Origin of the sequence: Janthinobacterium sp. NKUCC08_JDC (assembly GCF_019345575.1) — a bacterium.
GTDB classification, from domain to species: domain Bacteria; phylum Pseudomonadota; class Gammaproteobacteria; order Burkholderiales; family Burkholderiaceae_D; genus Janthinobacterium; species Janthinobacterium aestuarii.
The window spans coordinates 998,666-1,018,237 of sequence record NZ_JAHKQW010000001.1; the positions used below are offsets into that span (position 1 = coordinate 998,666).

At 61.8% G+C, this 19,572-nt stretch carries 17 protein-coding genes; 5 read left to right on the forward strand and 12 right to left on the reverse strand.

Features of this window, described 5'->3' with window-relative positions; translation table 11 throughout:
- Positions 1–7 precede the first annotated feature (7 nt).
- From KO538_RS04615 to KO538_RS04625, 3 genes are all read right to left on the reverse strand, one after another.
- Positions 8–3,148, reverse strand: a complete 3,141-nt coding sequence (locus KO538_RS04615) for an error-prone DNA polymerase (RefSeq protein ID WP_219327593.1) — start codon at positions 3,146–3,148, stop codon at positions 8–10.
- A gap of 174 nt (positions 3,149–3,322) precedes the next feature.
- On the reverse strand, positions 3,323–3,673 hold the full coding sequence (locus KO538_RS04620) for a transcriptional regulator (protein WP_034750728.1): 351 nt from the start codon (positions 3,671–3,673) through the stop codon (positions 3,323–3,325).
- Entirely contained in the window at positions 3,670–4,035 is a 366-nt protein-coding gene (locus KO538_RS04625; RefSeq protein ID WP_034750731.1) for a DUF6516 family protein, read from the reverse strand. The genes KO538_RS04620 and KO538_RS04625 overlap by 4 nt, the downstream gene beginning before the upstream one ends.
- A gap of 144 nt (positions 4,036–4,179) precedes the next feature.
- Between KO538_RS04625 and KO538_RS04630 the strand changes: the two genes are divergently transcribed.
- On the forward strand, positions 4,180–4,965 hold the full coding sequence (locus KO538_RS04630) for a PhzF family phenazine biosynthesis protein (RefSeq protein ID WP_219327594.1): 786 nt from the start codon (positions 4,180–4,182) through the stop codon (positions 4,963–4,965).
- A 165-nt stretch (positions 4,966–5,130) separates the two neighbouring features.
- Positions 5,131–7,533, forward strand: a complete 2,403-nt coding sequence (locus KO538_RS04635; protein WP_081368282.1) for a TonB-dependent siderophore receptor — start codon at positions 5,131–5,133, stop codon at positions 7,531–7,533.
- Positions 7,534–7,606: 73 nt separating this feature from the next.
- On the opposite strand, the gene KO538_RS04640 is transcribed toward KO538_RS04635, so the two are convergent.
- Together KO538_RS04640 and KO538_RS04645 are read right to left on the reverse strand one after the other, a co-directional pair.
- Positions 7,607–7,996: a GNAT family N-acetyltransferase gene (locus tag KO538_RS04640; RefSeq protein ID WP_217494634.1), complete on the reverse strand. Its 390-nt coding sequence runs from the start codon at positions 7,994–7,996 to the stop codon at positions 7,607–7,609.
- A gap of 114 nt (positions 7,997–8,110) precedes the next feature.
- Positions 8,111–8,659 (reverse strand): histidine phosphatase family protein, encoded by a 549-nt coding sequence (locus tag KO538_RS04645; RefSeq protein WP_219327595.1) that lies wholly within the window; start codon positions 8,657–8,659, stop codon positions 8,111–8,113.
- Between the two features lie 148 nt (positions 8,660–8,807).
- Here KO538_RS04645 and KO538_RS04650 point away from each other — a divergent pair, with 148 nt between their 5' ends.
- Positions 8,808–11,006: an OsmC domain/YcaO domain-containing protein gene (locus KO538_RS04650; RefSeq protein WP_219327596.1), complete on the forward strand. Its 2,199-nt coding sequence runs from the start codon at positions 8,808–8,810 to the stop codon at positions 11,004–11,006.
- Positions 11,007–11,189: 183 nt separating this feature from the next.
- Positions 11,190–11,789, forward strand: a complete 600-nt coding sequence (locus KO538_RS04655; RefSeq protein ID WP_219327597.1) for a 2-hydroxychromene-2-carboxylate isomerase — start codon at positions 11,190–11,192, stop codon at positions 11,787–11,789.
- 2 nt (positions 11,790–11,791) lie between these two features.
- On the opposite strand, the gene coaD is transcribed toward KO538_RS04655, so the two are convergent.
- The 5 genes from coaD to KO538_RS04680 form a co-directional block, all read right to left on the reverse strand.
- Positions 11,792–12,940, reverse strand: coding sequence for a pantetheine-phosphate adenylyltransferase (gene coaD, locus KO538_RS04660; RefSeq protein WP_219327598.1), 1,149 nt, complete (start codon positions 12,938–12,940; stop codon positions 11,792–11,794).
- A 94-nt stretch (positions 12,941–13,034) separates the two neighbouring features.
- A complete protein-coding gene (locus KO538_RS04665) occupies positions 13,035–14,369 on the reverse strand; it encodes an ATP-binding protein (protein WP_034750754.1) in 1,335 nt (444 codons plus the stop codon).
- 2 nt (positions 14,370–14,371) lie between these two features.
- A complete protein-coding gene (locus KO538_RS04670; RefSeq protein ID WP_034750756.1) occupies positions 14,372–15,031 on the reverse strand; it encodes a response regulator transcription factor in 660 nt (219 codons plus the stop codon).
- Positions 15,032–15,062: 31 nt separating this feature from the next.
- Entirely contained in the window at positions 15,063–16,577 is a 1,515-nt protein-coding gene (locus KO538_RS04675) for a Do family serine endopeptidase (RefSeq protein ID WP_219327599.1), read from the reverse strand.
- A gap of 279 nt (positions 16,578–16,856) precedes the next feature.
- On the reverse strand, positions 16,857–17,315 hold the full coding sequence (locus KO538_RS04680; protein ID WP_034750759.1) for an Hsp20 family protein: 459 nt from the start codon (positions 17,313–17,315) through the stop codon (positions 16,857–16,859).
- A gap of 221 nt (positions 17,316–17,536) precedes the next feature.
- Here KO538_RS04680 and KO538_RS04685 point away from each other — a divergent pair, with 221 nt between their 5' ends.
- Complete coding sequence (locus tag KO538_RS04685; protein ID WP_034783462.1) at positions 17,537–17,887, forward strand: hypothetical protein; 351 nt, start codon at positions 17,537–17,539, stop codon at positions 17,885–17,887.
- A 74-nt stretch (positions 17,888–17,961) separates the two neighbouring features.
- Here KO538_RS04685 and KO538_RS04690 read toward each other — a convergent pair whose 3' ends face one another.
- Positions 17,962–18,720 (reverse strand): S9 family peptidase, encoded by a 759-nt coding sequence (locus KO538_RS04690; RefSeq protein WP_070303486.1) that lies wholly within the window; start codon positions 18,718–18,720, stop codon positions 17,962–17,964.
- A 69-nt stretch (positions 18,721–18,789) separates the two neighbouring features.
- The gene (locus tag KO538_RS04695) at positions 18,790–19,494 is read right to left on the reverse strand and encodes a glutathione binding-like protein (RefSeq protein ID WP_219327600.1); all 705 of its coding nucleotides are present in this window, start codon (positions 19,492–19,494) and stop codon (positions 18,790–18,792) included.
- Positions 19,495–19,572 lie beyond the last annotated feature (78 nt).

Genomic DNA, 19,572 nt, shown 5'->3' on the forward strand with positions numbered 1-19,572 from the left:
GCAACTCTCAACAGAAATCCCGGCTGCTGGTGCGCAAGCGTCCCAGCAGATGCGACATGTCGACCAGGCGCTTGGCCACCAGATTGCGCACGATGCCCTCGCGCTGCCACACGCCGTACACGCCCAGCAGTGGCGCACTCAGCACTTCGCGCCGCTGGCTTTCCACCAGGTCGGGCCAGACGATGACGTTGACGGTGCCCGTCTCATCTTCCAGGGTCATGAAGATCACGCCCTTGGCCGTGCCCGGCCGCTGGCGCACGGTGACGATGCCGCAGGCGCGCGCCACTTGCCCGCTCGTGTACGTCATCAGCGTGGACGCCGGCATGAAACGCTGTTCCAGCAATTGCCTGCGCAGCAGCGCCAGCGGGTGGCGGCCCAGGGTCAGGCCTTGCGCGCGGTAGTCGCTGACGATGCTCTCGCCTTCCGTCGGAGCGGCCAGCATGGGCAAATCTTCCTCTTGCGTCGTGGCGCGCAGCAAATCCCTGTCGGGCACGGCGCCGGCCGCCTGCCACAGCGCTTCGCGCCGGTGCCCGGCCAGCCCGTGCAGCGCGTTGCCGGCGGCCAGCACCTGCAAATCATGACGGTCCAGGCCGCCACGCCGCGCTAGGTCGGCCACGTCGACAAAAGCGGCAATGGCGCGCGCATCCTCGATACGCTGGGCGGCCTCGGCGCGCATGCCGAACAGGCTGTTCAAGCCCAGGCGCACGGCGGGCGCAGCGCCCTTGCCTTCTTCCAATACCGCTTCCCAGGCGCTGATGGTCACGTCGACAGGCAGCACTTGCACGCCATGCCGGCGACCATCCTGCACCAGTTGCGAAGGGCTGTAAAAACCCATGGGCTGGCTGTTGAGCAAGGCGCACAGGAAGGCGGCCGGTTCGTGGCATTTCAGCCAGGAACTGGCGTACGTCAGCAGGGCGAAACTGGCCGCGTGCGACTCGGGAAAACCGTATTCGCCAAAGCCCTCGATCTGGCTGAAGATGGCCTCGGCAAACTTTTTCTCATAGCCATTGTCCACCATGGCATTGACGATGCGGTCATGGTAATTGTTCATGCCGCCCTTGCGTTTCCAGGCCGCCATGGCGCGCCGCAACTGGTCCGCTTCGCCGGGCGTGAAATCGGCCGCGATGATAGCCACCTGCATCACCTGTTCCTGGAAAATGGGAATGCCGAGAGTACGCCCCAGCGCCTTTTCCAGGCCCTTCGGATACTCGACCAGTTCCTTCTGCTGGCGGCGCTGCAGATACGGATGCACCATGCCGCCCTGGATGGGGCCGGGGCGCACGAGCGCCACCTCGATGACGAGGTCGTAGAATTCACGGGGCCGCAGCCGGGGCAGCATGCTCATCTGCGCGCGCGACTCGATCTGGAACACACCGATGGTGTCGGCCTCGCACATCATGTCGTAGGTGGCCGGATCTTCGCGGGGAATATCCTGCAGGCGGAACTCCTCGCCGCGCCGCGCACCGACCAGTTCCAAAGCGCGGCGCAGGGCCGACAGCATGCCCAGCGCCAGCACGTCGACCTTCATCAAGCCCAGCTCCTCGAGGTCGTTCTTGTCCCACTCGATGACGCTGCGCTCGGCCATGGTGGCGTTTTCAATCGGTACCAGGCGCGACAACTTCCCGTGCGCAATGACGAAGCCGCCCGGATGCTGCGACAGATGGCGGGGAAAGCCCAGCAGCTGCTGCGCCAGGCCGGCCCACTGCTGCGACAATGCCGCTTCCGGGTCGAGCCCGCATTCGGCAAGGCGCTCCAGCAGATCGCGCTTGCCGTCGAACCAGCGGTGCGCCTTGGCCACTTTTTCCACGATGGCTAGGTCGATCCCCAGCGCCCGGCCGCTGTCGCGCAAGGCGCTTTTCGGACGGTAGCTGATCACCACGGCGGCCAGCGCAGCCCGCTCGCGCCCATATTTTCCGTAGATATATTGAATCACCTCTTCGCGCCGCTGGTGCTCGAAATCGACGTCGATGTCGGGCGGCTCGTTACGTTCGCGCGACATGAAGCGCCCGACCAGCGAATTGCCGCGTGCCGGGTCCACTTCCGTGATGTGCAGGCAATAGCAGACGGCCGAATTGGCGGCCGAGCCCCTGCCCTGGCACAGGATGTTTTGCGAGCGGGCAAAGCGCACGATATCGTACACGGTCAAAAAGTACGCTTCATACGACAGCTCGGCGATCAGTTCCAGCTCCTGCTCGATCTGCTCCTGCACGTTGGCCGGAATGCCCAGCGGAAAGCGGAGACGCGCGCCCGCATACGTTTCCTCGCGCAGATAGGTCGCCGGCGTGTGGCCGCCCGGTACCAGCTCGTCGGGATAGTCATAGTGCAGGCTGTCGAGCGAGAACTTGCACAGGTCCGCGATGCGCAAGGTTTCCGCCAGCGCTTGCGGCGGATACACATTGGCCAGCCGCAGGCGCGCGCGCAAATGCTGCTCCGCATTTTGCGCCAGCGCATAGCCGCACTCGCTCACGGGCTTGCCCACGCGGATCGCGCACAGGGTGTCGAGCAAGGGCTTGCGCGAACGCACGTGCATGCACACGTGGCCGACGGCCACCACGGACAAGCCCTGCGCCTGCGCGGCCGCTTGCACGGCGCCGCGGTGCGCGTCATCCTGCGCCCGCTGCAGCAGGTTCAGGCCGATCCAGCTGCGCTCGCCGCCAAAGGTGGCCGCCATCCACGCCCCCTGCGCGCGCACGGTTTCCGGCTGGGCCGGATAGCTGGGCAGCAAGATCATCAGGCAGCCAGGCAGCCCCCGCAAATGGGCAAACTCCGCCGAAGGCGCGGCAAAATCGTCGGGCGTCAGCAAATAGCGCCCCTTGGCCGCCCGCGTGCGCGCCATGGTAATCAGTTCCGACAAATTGCCATAACCGTCGATGTCCCGCACCAGCGCCAGCAAGGACAGGGCCGGACTGCCGTCGGCCTGCGTCAAATGAAAATGCGCGCCGATGATCAGCGGAAAATCGGCCCGCTTGGCCGTCGCATGGGCACGCACGACGCCCGCCAGCGAGCACTCGTCGGTAATGGCCAGCCCCTTGTACCCAAGCTGGACGGCGCGCACCACCAGCTCTTCCGCATGCGAGGCCCCATGCAGGAAGCTGAAATTGCTCAGGCAGTACAACTCAGCATACTCGGGTAAGACGACGCCCCACATGATCCACCTCAATACTGTATATAAACACAGTATACTATACTCATCTGGAAGCAAGGGGCCGGTTTAAGCAGGGGCCAGCACTGCATGAAGAAGCCATAGCGAACGGAAGGGATAGGTGGCAGGGAAGCGCAACAGCTGTTGATTTAGAAAGTCAAAAGCTGAGAGCCTGAAAAGTCAATGCGCGACAATACGAAACTCAGTTGCGGTGGCGATGGGACGAACTTGATTGCGCTCCCGTTTCAATTCCACGATGCCGTAGTTGGACATGGTTTTCAGTGTCCGCGACAGATTGCTCGGTTTACGGCCCGTTGTCTCAGCCAAGGCCGAGATGGATTCCGGTTGCGTTTCCAGAATCACGTGCAGCAATGCCCGGTTTTCGTCGCTCAGGACTTCCGCCAGCGATTTGATGGAAGTGAACCAGACTTTGGGTTCGTTCGGCTTCGGTTTATAGGTACCGCGAGCGATGGCGAGCACGCGTTCGCGGATTTTCTCTTGCGGCATGATGCCAATAAAAATCGGTTTCATTGCTTTTTTACCTCCAGCAAAATGCGGTCCACGTCAGCAAAGAAGTCATTGATCAGATGCTGTGCGTCCTTGAATTCGTATGGCACTCCCTGATCTGACGGATGCCGATGTTTATGGTCAAAAGTCACGATACGTCCTGCATATTTGAATTTCTTTGGCGGCTTCACCATGTGGGCATTGTCGTAACCGAGGATGCGTTTGCCATACGGTTCGTGCAACGTCAGCGAGTAGCGTATGCCGTGGGGGATCTCATCCGATACCTTTGTCCGCCTGGCTTCTATCTTGATCCAATAGCCGCCATCCTGGTCGAGTATGGAACCATCAAGGTCCAGCAATGTATCAATGGCAGGATCGATCCACATGCGGCAAATTATATCATCAGTTGATATGCAACTTCCACGAAGGCGTCAATAAGCAGAGCCTTGTCGCTACAGGCTGACAGGATTGCAAGAGGCGTTGCGCATATTTTCGTTTATGCTCGTGTTTTATCTTATGCCTCGCCCACCATGATCGTCCACTTATTGAAATGTTTCGGCGCCGCACCCGGTGGCGGCAATGCGGCGCTGGTCGTGGAAAACGACGACAACAGCGAAACGGCACGCCAGCAATTCGCCCGCGAACGCCAGGTCAGCGCCTGCGTCTTCCTCGACCGGCAAGCGGACGGCGGCATCGTGCTCGACTATTTTTATCCGCACACGCGCAGTCCCCTGTGCCTGCACGCCACCCTGGCGGCCGCACATGTGCTGCTGACAGTGCCTGGCGCGCCAGCAACCTTGACGGTGACCACGGCCATGCGCGGGCAAGCCTTGCAGCTGGTGCGCCGCGCAGAAAATTTATTTATTGGTTTGGCGCAGCAGCCGGCGCCTGCCGTTATAGTGGAAAAATATGTGCCGTCCGAACTGATGGGCCAGCACATGCACTTGCTGTCGCCACCCGTGATCGCCTCCGTCGGCAGCCCGAAGCTGCTGCTGGAAGTGGCCGACCGCACCACCCTGCGCGCGTTGCGGCCGAACCTGGAATTGATCGCCGACTGGAGCGCCTTGCATCAGGTCAACGGCTGCTATGCGTATAGCCGCACGGGCGAGCACAAGTACGAAGGGCGCAACTTCAACCACCTCGACCCGGCGCTGGAAGACAGCGCCACGGGCGTGGCGGCAGGCGCGCTGTCAGCCCATTTGCAACAGTCGCTGCGCCTGCATCAGGGCCACGTGACGCAGCAGCCATGTTTGATCGAGGTGCAATACAGCGCGCAGGCAATCTGGGTGGGCGGCATGGTGCAACGCAGCACCTGAACGGGGCATGCCGCACCAGTACAAGGCAAGCCGGGCAGCGGCGAAAAGATAATCAACCAGGAAACAACAGTTACTACAAATTTGTAATAACAAAACAAAGTATCGCTGGTGAATGATGAAATGATGGCACTAGAATCAAGTCACAATACCACTTGGAGATACTGCGTGCCGACCCTCACCACCTTGCGTAAAGCAGTCCTCATCAGCCTGTACGGCAGCGCCGCCTTGGCCGCCTTCAGTCCCGCCGCCATGGCGCAGAGCAACGACCCTGCGGCCACAGAAGGCCCCGTACAAACGGTCAGCGTGGTCGGCTCGCGCAGGGTCGCCAGTTCCTCCACCGATACGATGGTGCCGGTCGATATCATTCCGATTTCCAAGGTGGCCGAGCAAGGCGGCCAATTCGACCTGGCGCAATCGCTGCAATACATCTCGCCCTCGTTCAATTCCACGCGCCAGACGGGCGCCGACGGGGCCGACCTGATCGATTCAGCAGCCCTGCGCGGCCTCGGTTCCGACCAGACCTTGGTGCTGGTCAACGGCAAGCGGCGCCACACGACGGCCCTCGTCAACCTGTTTGGCGCGCGCAACCGCGGCAACACGGGCACGGACATGAATGCGATTCCCTTGTTGGCGATCAAGAACGTGCAAGTGCTGCGCGACGGCGCCGCCGCCCAGTACGGCTCGGACGCCATTGCCGGCGTGATCGACATCGAACTGAAGAAAAGCCTGGGCTGCGAAGCGGTGGCCGGCTACAGCCAGTATTCGGAAGGCGACGGCAAGAATTACATGACCTCGGCCTACTGCGGCATTGCGCTGGGCGACAAGGGCACCCTGGCCATCACCGGCGAATACCTGGACCGGGGCCGCTCGAACCGGGCCGATTCCGACAGCATGCGCATCATCGGCGACACCAAATCCAAAAACAAAACCCTGTACGTGAATGGCGACTACGCCACCAGCGGCACGGGCAAGCTGTACTTCACGGCCGGCGCACAGACGCGCGACGCCTCGAGCGCCGCATTTGGCCGGGGCGGCATCGGCAGCGACGACATTCCATCGCGCAATTCGGCCGCCATGTACCCGGACGGTTTCGTGCCCTTCATTAACGGCAAGATCGACGACCAGTACGCCACCATCGGCCACCGCAGCCAGATCGGCGAATGGCATGCGGACTTTTCGCAAACCTATGGCTACAACAAGATGCGCTACGACATCAGCAACACGCTGAATGCCTCGATCGCCAACCTCGACTTGATGAACGGCGGCAAGGGCGTGAGCGCCAGCAGCTACGACGCGGGCGGCTTCTCGTTCCAGCAGCTGACCAGCAACGCCGACTTCAGCCGCTACTATGATACGGTGATGCGCGGCATGAACGTGGCCTTCGGCGCCGAATACCGCAGCGAGGAATACAAGATCATGGCCGGCGAACCGGGCTCCTACAACGACGCCGACGGCGTGGGTGTGGGCGGCAATGCGGGCAGCCAGGGCTTCCCCGGCTTCCAGCCCGGCGACGCCACGAAGGCCAAGCGCCACAGCATCGCCGCGTATGGCGACGTGGAACTGGAATGGACGGAACGCCTGAAAACCCAAGCCGCCCTGCGCTATGAAAAATTCAGCGACTTCGGCTCCACCGTGACGGGCAAGCTGGCCGGCAGCTACAAGCTGGCGCCAAACGTGCTGCTGCGCGGTTCGGCCAGCACGGGTTTCCGCGCGCCATCGTTGCAGCAAGTGTATTTCTCGTCCACCTTCACCGACTTCATCGGCGGCGTGCCCACCGACGTGGTGCTGGCGCCGAACGGCGGCACCGTCGCCAACGCGGCCGGCATTCCCAAGTTGAAAGAGGAAAAATCCACCAGCTTTACCTTGGGCACCACTTGGACGCCGACGCAAGCCATCTCCGTCACGGCCGACCTGTACAACATCAAGATCAAGGACCGCATCGTGCTGTCGGGCCGCTTCAATGCCGACAACTATCCTGACCTGGCCGCGCGCCTGGCCCTGTTGGGCGTGGGCGAGGCGCAATTCTTCGTCAACTCCATCGACACGCGCACGCGCGGCCTGGACCTGACGGCTTCGCACAAGGGCGAGCTGGCCGGCAACCGCCTGAACACCTTCGTGGCCTTAAACTTGAGCAAGACGGAAGTGACGAAAGTCAAGACACCCGCCTCGCTGACGGGCTTCGAAGATGTCTTGCTATCCGAGCGCGAACGCCTGTTCATCGAACAGGGCGGCCCGCGCGCGAAAGCCACCTTGGGCTTCGACTACATCACGGGCAAGCTGGAATCGGACCTGCGCATCATCTATTTTGGCCCGCAAACCCTGGGCACCTTCAGCGGCACGGCCGAAGGCGTACCGAACGCCCGCTACAAGGCCAAGACCTCGGCCGACCTGAGCTTTACCTACAGCATCAGCAAGAACACCAAGCTGACTTTCGGCGGCAACAACATCTTCAACGTCAAGCCCACCACGCAAAACGCGGATGAGACGGATAACGGCTTCAAATACGACAGCGTGCAGTTCGGCCTGAACGGCGCTTCGTATTTCGGACGGCTGTGGGTAAAGTTCTGACCACCGTGTCCACCTAAAAAAACAGCGGCTGCGCCAGCATGGGCAGCCGCTGTTTTTATGTCGGCATCACCATTCAATGCTCATCGCCCGCATAGATCCACATGGGCTCTGTTTTCCCGGCACGAACAAATCCCACGGATTCGTAGAACGCGATGGCCTTGCCGTCCGCCGTCAGCATTTGCTGGTGAAATCCCGCATATTTTTCCAGCATGGCCGCCATCATCTTTCTGCCGACGCCCTGGCCTTGCGCCATCGGATCGACGAGCATATGCGGAAAGTAAACAACCAGATGGCCATCGGAAATGGCATTGCCGATGCCAATCAGTTTGCCATCGGCACGGGCCGTCACCAGGCTGTGGGAATTGCGCAGCGCAGCCATCAGCTCTTTGGGCTTTTCCGCGGACGACCAGTGATTGGCCTTGTAGAGGGCTATCACTTCTTGCTCGGTGATCACATCATTCATGGAAATTTGCATCGGCACGGCCTTCTTTATGAATGACGCTGACCTTCGCAATGGGAAGGTCCAAGCGTTTCGATCACATCACCATCTATTGTATCGATCCACGCCCCGCCAGTTTCACAACTCGTAGACGCCCATGCTCCAGTAGCGGCTGCCTTGCCTGTTGCGGGCAAGCCAACCCAATGCCTGCAGTTCCTTGCCGATCAAACGATTCATGATGCCATGTCCGACTAGCAGCACAGGCCCCTTGGCGGCAAGCGCAACAAGCCGCTCGGCGGCGGCCCTGGCACGCTGCCGGGTGAGCGTCAGCGAGTCCGAGCCGCGCGCATAACCGCAAAGCCACAGCAGGCGGAAAATCACTGCCCAGGCTTGAGGCGGCAGCCAAGGCGCTTTCCAGAGCGCAAAGGGAAGCTCCGCTTCAGTGAAAATCGCCTCTTGCGTGAATGGCAAGTCACCCAGCGCCCTGGCCGTCGAGCATGCCCTGGGTGCCGTGCTGGCCACGATGGTCGACGCGGAAAGCGCGGCCACGGGGCACTCCGCAGGGATACTGCCCTCCTTGATCAGCGATTGATTGTAGAGATCAATCCACTGTCCCATTTGCATGGGCGCTATCCAGCCGCCCTTGGCGAGTTGCGGCTCGCCGTGACGCATCAGTGTTATTCGCATGTTCAGTTCGGTCGCCTCGCATATTTATCAGCCTGCCTCATTGCCCCGACGGTGCCCGGCCAGCACGGCCGCAGTGAACAATGTTTGCCCTGCGACAGAAAGCACGGATAATAGCGCCTAACTCATAAGCACTGTATTGGATTACCTCATGGAAATTAAAGTCAACTTTCTCGACAAGCTGCGTCTCGAAGCCAAGTTCGACGATTTTACGGTCATCGCCGACCAGCCCATCCGCTACAAGGGCGATGGTTCGGCGCCTGGCCCGTTCGATTATTTTTTGGCATCATCGGCACTGTGCGCGGCCTACTTCGTGAAGTTGTATTGCGATACGCGCAATATTTCCACCGAAAACATCCGCCTGTCGCAAAACAATATTGTTGATCCGGAAAACCGTTACCAGCAGATTTTCAAGATCCAGGTCGAGCTGCCGGCCGATATCTCGGCCAAGGACCGCCAGGGCATCCTGCGCTCGATCGACCGTTGCACCGTGAAAAAAGTGGTGCAAACAGGCCCCGAGTTCGTGATTGAAGAAGTGGAGAACCTGGACGCCGATGCGCAGGCTTTGCTGGCTTTAAATCCAGCCCCTGGCGCGAGCACCTATATCGTGGGCAAGGATTTGCCGCTGGAACAGACCATCGCCAATATGTCGGGCCTGCTGGCGGGCCTGGGCATCAAGATTGAAATCGCCTCGTGGCGCAACATCATCCCGAATGTCTGGTCGCTGCATATCCGCGATGCGCATTCACCCATGTGTTTCACCAACGGCAAGGGCGCGACCAAGGAAAGCGCGCTGGCGTCGGCCCTGGGCGAATATATCGAGCGACTCAGCAACAACCATTTCTACGCCGGTTCGTTCTGGGGCGAGGACATCGCCAACGCGCCATTCGTCCACTACCCGAACGAGCGCTGGTTCAAGCCGGGCCGCAAGGATGCGTTGCCGAAAGAGATTCTCGATGAGTATTGCCTGGATATCTACAACCCCGATGGCGAGCTGCGCGGCTCGCACCTGATCGACACCAACTCCGGCAATGCCGAGCGCGGCATCTGCTCGCTGCCGTATGTGCGTCACTCCGATGGCGAAGTCGTGTATTTCCCGTCGAACCTGATCGAAAACCTGTACGTCAGCAATGGCATGAGCGCCGGCAATACCCTGGTTGAAGCGCAGGTGCAATGTCTGTCGGAAATTTTCGAACGTGCCGTCAAGCGCGAAATCCTCGAAGGCGAGATCGCCCTGCCCGACGTGCCGCAGGAAGTGCTGGCGAAATACCCGGGCATTCTGGCCGGCATCGCCGGCCTGGAAGAGCAAGGTTTCCCCGTGCTGGTCAAGGATGCGTCGCTGGGCGGCGTGTACCCGGTGATGTGCGTCACCCTGATGAACCCGCGCACGGGCGGCGTGTTCGCCTCGTTCGGCGCGCACCCGAGCCTGGAAGTGGCGCTCGAGCGCAGCCTGACGGAATTGCTGCAGGGCCGCAGCTTTGAAGGCCTCAACGACTTGCCGCAGCCAACGTTTGCCAGCGAAGCCGTCACCGAGCCGAACAACTTCGTCGAACACTTCATCGATTCCAGCGGCATCGTCTCGTGGCGCTTCTTCAGCGCCAAGGCCGATTACGATTTCGTCGAGTGGGATTTTTCCGGCCACGGCGAAAATTCGAATGCCGAGGAAGCGGCGACGCTGTTCGGCATCCTCGCCGGCATGGGCAAGGAAGTGTACACGGCCGAGTACGACCAGCTGGGCGCCACGGCCTGCCGCATCCTCGTGCCCGGTTATTCCGAGGTGTATCCGGTCGAAGATCTGATCTGGGACAACACCAACAAGGCGCTGCTGTTCCGCGCCGATATCCTGAACCTGCATAAGCTGGACGATGCCGGCCTGGAAGACTTGCTCGACCGCCTGGAAAACAGCGAGCTCGACGAGTACGGCGACATCGCCACCCTGATCGGCATCGAATTTGACGAAAACACGGTCTGGGGCCAGCTGACGACCTTGGAATTGAAGCTGCTGATCCATCTCGCCTTGCAGCAATTCGAAGAAGCGAAAGAGCTGGTGGAAACCTTCCTGCAGTACAACGACAACACGATCGAGCGCAAACTGTTCTATCAAGCCTTGAACGTGGTGCTGGAAGTGGAGCTCGATGACGAACTGGAACTGGACGACTACGTCGTCAATTTCCGCCGCATGTTTGGCAACGAACGGATGGATGCAGTGCTGGGCTCGGTGGAAGGCAGCGTGCGCTTCTTCGGCCTGACCCCGACCAGCATGCAGCTGGAAGGCCTCGACAGGCATCAGCGCCTGATCGACAGCTTCAAGAAACTGCACGCGGCGCGCGCCAAGGCGGCGGCTCGCTAAGTAGGTCGTGGGAAATTATTGTGAAGTTATGACGAACAGAACCGGATGCTCTGCAAGGCGCCCGCTGCGACGCAGTGCAAGCACTGCTAGCAGCGGGCAACACCGCAGAGCGCCGGTTATGGAAGTCAGAAATGACAATAATTTATTACGCCCTACTTAGCATCACCACCTGGAAGCGATGCCATGGCCACACTGGAATTCTGGTTCGATTTTGGCAGCAACTACAGCTACCTGAGCGCCATGCGCATCGAAGCGCTGGCGCGTGAAAAGAAGGTGCATGTGATCTGGAAACCCTTCCTGCTGGGCGTCGTCTTCAAGGCGCTGGGCTGGCAGACATCGCCCTTCATCTTGCAAAAACTCAAGGGCGACTACACGTGGCGCGACATGGCGCGCCAGTGCGAAAAGTACGCGTTGCCATGGCAGCAGCCGGGTTCCTTTCCCCGCACGGCCCTGTTGCCCATGCGTGTCGCCTTGATCGGCGCGGACCAGGGCTGGATTGCGCCATTCGCGCGCCGCATGATGGCGATGAATTTTGCCGCGGACCGCGATATCGACAACATCGAGGCCGTCAGCGAAGCCTTGGAGGAACTGGGGCTCGATGCACGCGCCGTCGTGGCGCTGGCTTTGACACAAGATAACAAGCTGCGGCTGCGCCGCCAGACCGAGCAGGCACAAGCGCTGAACCTGTTCGGTGCCCCCAGCTTCATCAGCGCAGGGGAATTATTCTGGGGCAATGACCGGCTCGAGGATGCACTGCTGCATGCAGCCGCCAGCCGCCGTTAAACTCAACTCCCCGCCAGCGCCGCGATCTCTTTCCGCATATTGTCTATCGCCCGCTCGTTATACTGGTCGGCGAAATACGCGTCGCCAAACAGCTGGCCCGCCTGCGCCTTGGCGCTCAGGTGCTGCAGGGCCAGGCCCCGCTGCTCGTTGAAGCGCACGGGGTCCACGTGCGCGTATTCCCTTCCGATGGCTTGCGTATACGCTTGATACACTTCTTCATCCTGCCCCAGGATGGCCAGGTCGGCACTGAGCATGGCGTCCTTCAGCGCATGGCTGATGCCGGGTCCCTGGAAGTGATCGGTGGCGCGTATCAATTGCGCCACATCCTGGTTGTCGCCCGCATCGAGGCCGCTGGCCAGCCACAGCTGGGCGCTTGCCTCTTCGCTCGAATACAGGGCATCGTCGTCATGGCTGTAGACGGCGTCGTGGAACCAGAACGCCTTCTTGACCAGCGCGCTGTCGCGCTTGGGCGCAAAGGTATTGTCTGCCCACACGCGGATCTCGGACAGGCCGTGCACCAGGTGGTCGAGGTTGTGATAGTGGCGGTCCGCGCCGCCATACGCCTGCGGTCCCGTCAGGTGCGCGAACCAGTGGTCCGCCAGCGCGATGTCCGCTGGCGATGCGCTGGCGTAATTCCACAGCGCTTCCCACTCCTTGCGCAGGCAGTCGAGTATCCACGCCTGGTAGGCCGGGCCGGGGACGAATTTCTTCATGGTCCAGTTCCAGCCGACGGGCCCTTCCAGCGCCTTGACGAAGCTGGAACTGACGGAGCCGAGGTCGCGCGGCGGCATCACGAAGATCGTCTTGGCGCCCTGCAGCACGTCCACGTTCGTTTGCTGGATCAGGTTTTCATAGTCGAAATCGGCCGTCGTGCGGATGCCGCGGATCAGGTAGTCGCAGCCGTGCTTTTTCGCCGCGCGGGCCGTGTAGTCGCCCTTGACGATGACCACCTGCACATTGTCCCAGCCGCACTCGCGCGCGCTCTGCTCGATGATGCGCTTGCGGTCTTCAGCGGGAAATTGGGGACGCTTGGCGGGGTTTTGCGACAGGAACACGATCACCTCGTCGGCGAGCGAACGCGCTTCGCCGATCACCCACATATGGCCGTTGGTGATGGGGTCGAGGGTTCCTGAAAAGCCGATCTTCTGCATGCTGCGCTCCGTTTGCTTGATTGCTTATTGCGCAGACAATATATGCCAGCGGCGCGCGCGTCAATGCAACATGCCAAAGATCATGATCAAAACGCTATTTTTTCACGGCTTGCGGGAATTCCACGCGCACGCACAAACCACCCAGGCGCTCGGATTTATCGAGCACCAGGCGCGCGCCGTGGCGCTCGGCGATGGCCTTGATGATGGCCAGGCCCAGGCCGCTGCCGTTGGCGTCCGTGCCGGGCACGCGGTAGAAGCGGCTGAAGACACGCTCGCGCTCCTCGGGCGGGATGCCGGGGCCGCTGTCTTCCACGGACAAGGTCACGCCGACGGGGCTGGCGCGCAGGTCGATGTCGACCGTGCCGCCCTGCGGCGTGTACTTGATGGCGTTGTCGACCAGGTTGCGCAGCATGATGTTGAGCGCATCGGCCTGCCCCGCCACCTTGGCCGCATCCATGTGATGCAGGCCCAGGTCGATCTTGCGCGCCTGCGCGATGCCGGCCATGTCGCCCAGCGCGCGCTTGACGACGTCGTTCAAATCCACCGCCTGCAGCTGGTCGCCGCTGGCGGCGCTCGCTTCCTGGCGCGCCAGCACCAGCAACTGCTCGACCAGGCGCGTGGCCCGCTCGATGCCGGCGCTCACGCGGGAGATCGCCAGGCTGCGCTTTTCCTGCGATTCGGCCCGCTCCAGGCTCAATACCTGCAGCTTCAATGCCGCCAGCGGCGTGCGCAATTCATGCGCGGCGTCGGCGACAAAATGCTGCTGCGCGTCGAATGCCGTTTTCACGCGGCCGAACAGCAAGTTCAGCTCATGCACCAGGGGACGCACTTCGTCGGGCAAGCCCGCTTCCGAAACGGGCGACAGATCGTCCGCCTGGCGCGCCGCCACCTGCTTGCGCACGCGCGAGACGGGCGCCAGCGAACCGCTGACGACCCACCAGACGACCAGCATCAGAATCGGCGCCATCAGGGCAATCGGCCCGACCGTGCGCAGCGCCAGGCTGCCGGCCATGCGCTTGCGCACGGCCATGTCCTGGGCGATCTGCACGGTCTGTGAACTGGTTTGCACGGAGAAGATGCGGTAAGTCGTGCCGTTGGCCTTTACATTCGAAAAGCCCAGCACGGCGCGCTGCGGCAATTCCGCGCGCGTGATCGAACGGAAGACCTGCACGCCGTCCGGCGTCCATACCTGCACCACCATGTCGTTGTTGACGGGGTCGGCCGGCAAGGCTTGCGCGTGGTTGGCCAGCGGCGCGCCGGAGCGCAGCGACAAAGCCATCTGCTGCATGTGGTAATCGAAAATCTGGTCGGCGTCGTACAGGGCGCTGCGATAGGCGATCGACGCTTGCGCCAGGGCCGCCATGATGATGGCCGCCAGCAAAAACCACAGCAGGCGGCCGCGCAGCGAATGCGTCACCGTGACCTTCATCCTCATGCCTTGGGCACCATGTAGCCGAGGCCGCGCACGTTCTGGATCAAGTCGCTGCCCAGCTTTTTGCGCAAGCCATGGATATACACTTCCACGGCATTGCTGTTGACTTCATCCTTCCAGCTGTACAGCTTTTCTTCCAGCTGCGCGCGCGACAGCACGATGCCAGGGCGCGCGATCAAGGCTTCCAGCACGGCCCATTCGCGCGCCGACAGATTGACGGGATGCCCTTCGGCGATCACTTCGCGCGTCAGCGGATTGATGGAGACGCCCTGGTGTTCGAAGACCGGTTCCGGCCGTCCCGAGGCGCGCCGCAGCAGGGCGCGGATACGCGCCAGCAGTTCGTCGAGGTCATACGGTTTCAAGACGTAATCGTCGGCGCCCGCGTCGAGGCCGGCGATGCGCTGCTCGATGGCGTCGCGCGCCGTGGCCACGAGGACCGGCGTGTCGAGCTTGCGCAAGCGCATCGAGCGCAGCACGTCGAGGCCATCCTTGCGCGGCAAGCCCAGGTCCAGCAATACCAGGTCATAGGTCTGCGTCTGCAGGGCCGTATCGGCCATGTCGCCATCCTTGACCCAGTCCACCGCGTAATGCTCGGCGCGCAGCAAATCGAGCACCACCTCGCCGATCATCGTATCGTCTTCTACCAGCAATAAGCGCATGGCTTGCCTCTCTATCTCGTTACTCTTGTTTTCAGCCTAAACGCACCGGAATAAAAATCTTGTCGGGTCCCCGCTGTATCAGCAAGGCGACCGACTTGGCGGATTTTTCCACCACGTCGCGCACCTGCTCGACCGTGTTGACGGGACGGCCATTGACCGACAATAGCACGTCGCCCGGCTGCACTCCGGCGTTGGCCGCAGCACCGCCCGCGTCTTCCACCAAGAGGCCGGCGCTGATGCCCGCCTCGCGTTTTTCATCCGATTGTAACGGACGCAGGGCCAGGCCCAGCTTTACCTTGCCGGCGGCGCTGTCGCTCTTCGCCACGTCGGCCACCTTGTCGGCCGCATTGCCCAGGGTTGCCGTCAGGCTCACGATCTTGCCGTCACGCCAGACATCCATCGTGATCTTGTCGCCTGGCAAGGACGTGCCCACCAGCGCCGGCAAGTCGGCCGAGCCGATGATGCGCTGGCCATTCACCTTGCGCACCACGTCGCCCGATTTCAGGCCCGCCTTGTCGGCCGGGCTGCCCCGCTCCACGTTGGCGACCAAGGCCCCTTCCGGCGTGGCCAGCTTGAACGAATCGGCAAAGCCCTGGTTGACTTCCTGCACCGTCACGCCCAGTTTGGCGTGGCTGGCCTTGCCCGTGGCGACGATCTGGTCCTTGATACGGCCGGCCAGGTCGATCGGGATGGCGAACGACAGGCCCTGGAAGCCGCCCGTCTGGCTGTAGATCTGCGAATTGATGCCGACCACTTCGCCGCGCGTGTTGAACAGGGGGCCGCCCGAGTTGCCGGGGTTGACGGCCACGTCCGTCTGGATGAACGGCACATTGCTGTCGTCCGGCAGGGAGCGGCCCTTGGCACTGACGACGCCGGCCGTCACCGTGCTGTCGAAGCCATAAGGGGAACCGATGGCCAGCACCCACTCGCCCACTTTCAGGTCGCTCGAATGGCCGAGCGGCACGACGGGCAGGTTGTTGGCGTCGATTTTCAGCACGGCGATATCGGTCTTCGGATCCGTGCCCAGCACCTTGGCGCGGAATTCGCGGCGGTCGTTGAGCTTGACAGTCACTTCGCGCGCATCGCGCACCACGTGGGCGTTCGTCATGATGACGCCGTCGGGGCTGACGATGAAACCGGAACCAAGGCCATGCGTGGGCACGTCGCGGCCACCGCGCTGCCCGCCCTGCGGCCCCTGGAAGCGGCGGAAAAATTCGAAGAAGGGGTCGTTGCCGAAGTCGTCATTGCCGGCCTGGGCCGAGGGGTCGTAGGCCACCTTGGTGCTGCCCGTGACGCTGATATTGACGACGGCCGGGCTGTTGCGCGCGGCGATCTGGCTAAAGTCGGGCAAGGCCACCAGCGGCGCGCTGGCGGCGGGCGCCACGGCGGCGGCCACGGGGGCGCCTGGGGCAGCGGCAGCGGCATTCGCGCCGGCATTGTTCTGATGCACCACCATGGCGCCACCGGCGCCCAGCACACCGATCGCGGCCAGCGCGGCTACGGTGCGTTTGATTTTCAGGGATGCGGTATTCGTTTGCTGTTCCATGAATTGCTCCTCATTTAATGAGATTTTGATGTCTGCAATAGTGGGCCACGAGTCTTAGGCGGTGCTTAACATTTTTCTATTTGGAAACAGGTATTTGCGCCTTTAAGCATGGCTTAATCTGGCCTGCAGCACGCACCTTGCATGGCGCTCAATGAAGGGCCCGAACAGGCTCCAGACGTGACACTGGCCGGATCAACCGGCCAGTATTTTACTGCACGGGGAGGGGATGTTCCCTCCCGCCAATATCAGCGCGTGGCGCCGGGATCAGCTCAGCTCAGCTCAGGCTGCCTGGCGCTGTTCCAGTACACTGACGGTATCGCTGCCGGCGCCGATCTCGATCTTGCGCGGTTTCAGTGCTTCCGGCACTTCACGCACCAGGTCGATGGTCAGCATGCCGTTTTCAAACGTGGCGCCCGTGACCTTCACATGGTTGGCCAGCTGGAAACGCTGTTCGAAATCGCGGGCAGCGATGCCGCGGTGTAAGAACGTGCGCTCGACGCCATCTTTCTGCTTGCGGCCCGTGACGTGCAGGGAGTCGCGTTCGGTGATGATGTCGATCTCTTCGCGCGAGAAGCCAGCCAATGCCATCACGATGCGGTACTTGTCTTCCGACACCAGTTCGATGTTGTACGGTGGATAGCTCGGTTGCGCATCGGCGCGTTGTTCGTTGAGCAGCTGTGCCAGGCGGTCAAAGCCAATGGCGGAACGGTAGAGGGGAGCAAGGTCAAAAGTACGCATGATAAATATCCTTTTCAAATGAAGCGATAAGAGGGGCGGACCTCACGATGAGCATCCGCTTGTTACCGATATACGGCCTCTCCAGCCCCTTTCAAGGCCTTGAAATTGGCGAAAAGTGCCCCAGACGCCGCGAAATTTGTAAGAAAATTTTACATGACCCATCCCGGGGATTTTGCATGGCGCCGCCCATGCGGGGCCGGCTTTTGGTGTATGCTGGCGGCATGAACAATGACACCGACATCCAGCTCAGCGGCCCCTTCAAGGCCACCGACGGCTCCGGCCGTGCCCACGACATCAAGGCCATCCGCATCTTCGACGAAGGCTACGGCATCATCGACGTCTACGTCGATTTCGCCGCCCCGCTCGAAGCGGGCGCCTACAAGGACAAGACCCTGGTCGGCCACATCCTGGCCCGCCTGCGCAGCCTCGGCTACGTGGGGCCCGACTTCGGCCACGGCGACCTGGGCCTGCAAGACAAGAAACTGATCGTTCTGGAAGCGCCCGAGGAATTCTCGGCCTTTGCCGTGAGCAAGGGCTGGAAGGATCTTTCGGCCGAGTTTGACGAAGACTGATCCGTTTTCTCCCCCATCTGCGCCGCGCCAGCTTCTGCTGCCGCGGCGTTTTTCATGGGCGGCCGCTTAGTTACTTAGCTGATATAGCGCGCACTCCACGCGGCGATCACGTTGGCGACATAGGCCGCGTCATCGCGCCCCGTCAACAGATGGTCGGCATCGTCGAGCGAAACGAAGCTTTTCGGGTGCTTGGCCGCCGTAAAGATATCCATCGCATTCGACAGGCTGACCGTCGTGTCGTTCGGCGCGTGCATCACCAGCAGGGCGCGGCGCAGGCCGGCGATGTGCTCTTTTAAGCTGTGGCTGCCCGCGTCGTCGACGAATTGCTGGCGGATGCGGAAGGGCCGCCCTTCCAGCTGCACCAGCGCTTCGCCTTCGGCGGCGATTTTCTCGAGGTGGTCGCTGAACATGCGCGTCACGTAGGCGGGCGTGCTCGGCGCGGCCAGGGTGGCGATGGCGGTCGCTTCCGGCACTTGCGACGCGGCGGCCAGCACGGCGGCGCCGCCCAGGCTATGGCCGATCAGCAATTGCGGCGCGGCGTGTCTGGCCCGCAAAAAGTCGGCGGCGGCGACCAGGTCGTCCACGTTCGACGAGAAATTCGTGGCGGCGAACTCGCCTTCGCTGGCACCCAGTCCCGTGAAGTCGAAGCGCAACACGGCGATGCCGTGTTCCGTCAAGCCTTGCGCGATGCGCCGCGCGGCCAGCACGTCCTTGCCGCAGGTAAAGCAGTGGGCGAACAGTGCGTAGGCGCGGATGGCGCCGTCGGGCGCATCGAGGCGCGCCGCCAGCACATGGCCGTGCGCGCCGGGAAAATCTTGCCGGGTGGATTTCATTGTCTCAGATCAAAGCTGCCGCGCAGCGCGGCCGATGGCGCATTGTAGCGCCGTCCGGCCACGGCTGTTTTAGCCACGCGATGGTATGTCGAGCCCCTTGATGACGGCAGGCCGGGCCAGGAAAGCATCCAGCACGCGCTGCACGTTCGGGAAGTTGTTAAAACCGACGAGATCGCCCGCACCGTAAAAACCCACCAGGCAGCGCACCCACGGGAAGATGGCGATGTCGGCAATCGTGTATTGGCTGCCCATGATCCAGTCGCGGCCCTGCAGGCGCTGCTCGAGCACGCCCAGCAAACGCTTGGCTTCGCCGAGGTAGCGTTCGAGCGGACGCTTGTCCTCGTAATCCTTGCCGGCGAATTTGTGGAAGAAGCCCACCTGGCCGAACATGGGGCCGATGCCGCCCATCTGGAACATCAGCCACTGTATCGTTTCATAGCGCAGGCCCGTGTCCTGGGGGATGAACTTGCCCGTCTTTTCGGCCAGGTACAGCAGGATGGCGCCCGACTCGAACAGCGCCAGCGGCTTGCCATCGGGACCGTTCGGATCGAGGATGGCGGGAATCTTGTTGTTGGGATTGAGGGACAGGAAGGCGGGCGATGTCTGGTCGTTTGTCTCGAAGCTGACCAGGTGCGGCTCGTAGGCCAGGCCCAGCTCTTCCAGCAAAATCGAAACTTTGATGCCGTTCGGCGTCGGCAGCGAATACAGCTGCAGGCGCTCGGGATGAAGGGCAGGCCATTTTTGGGTGATGGGGAAGTCGGAAAGCTGTGTCATGGATATCCTTTGTTTCAATGAAAGATGCGGCGCCGGGAAGCCAGTATAGCCAAGCATGGCAGTTTCAGCAGGACAGCC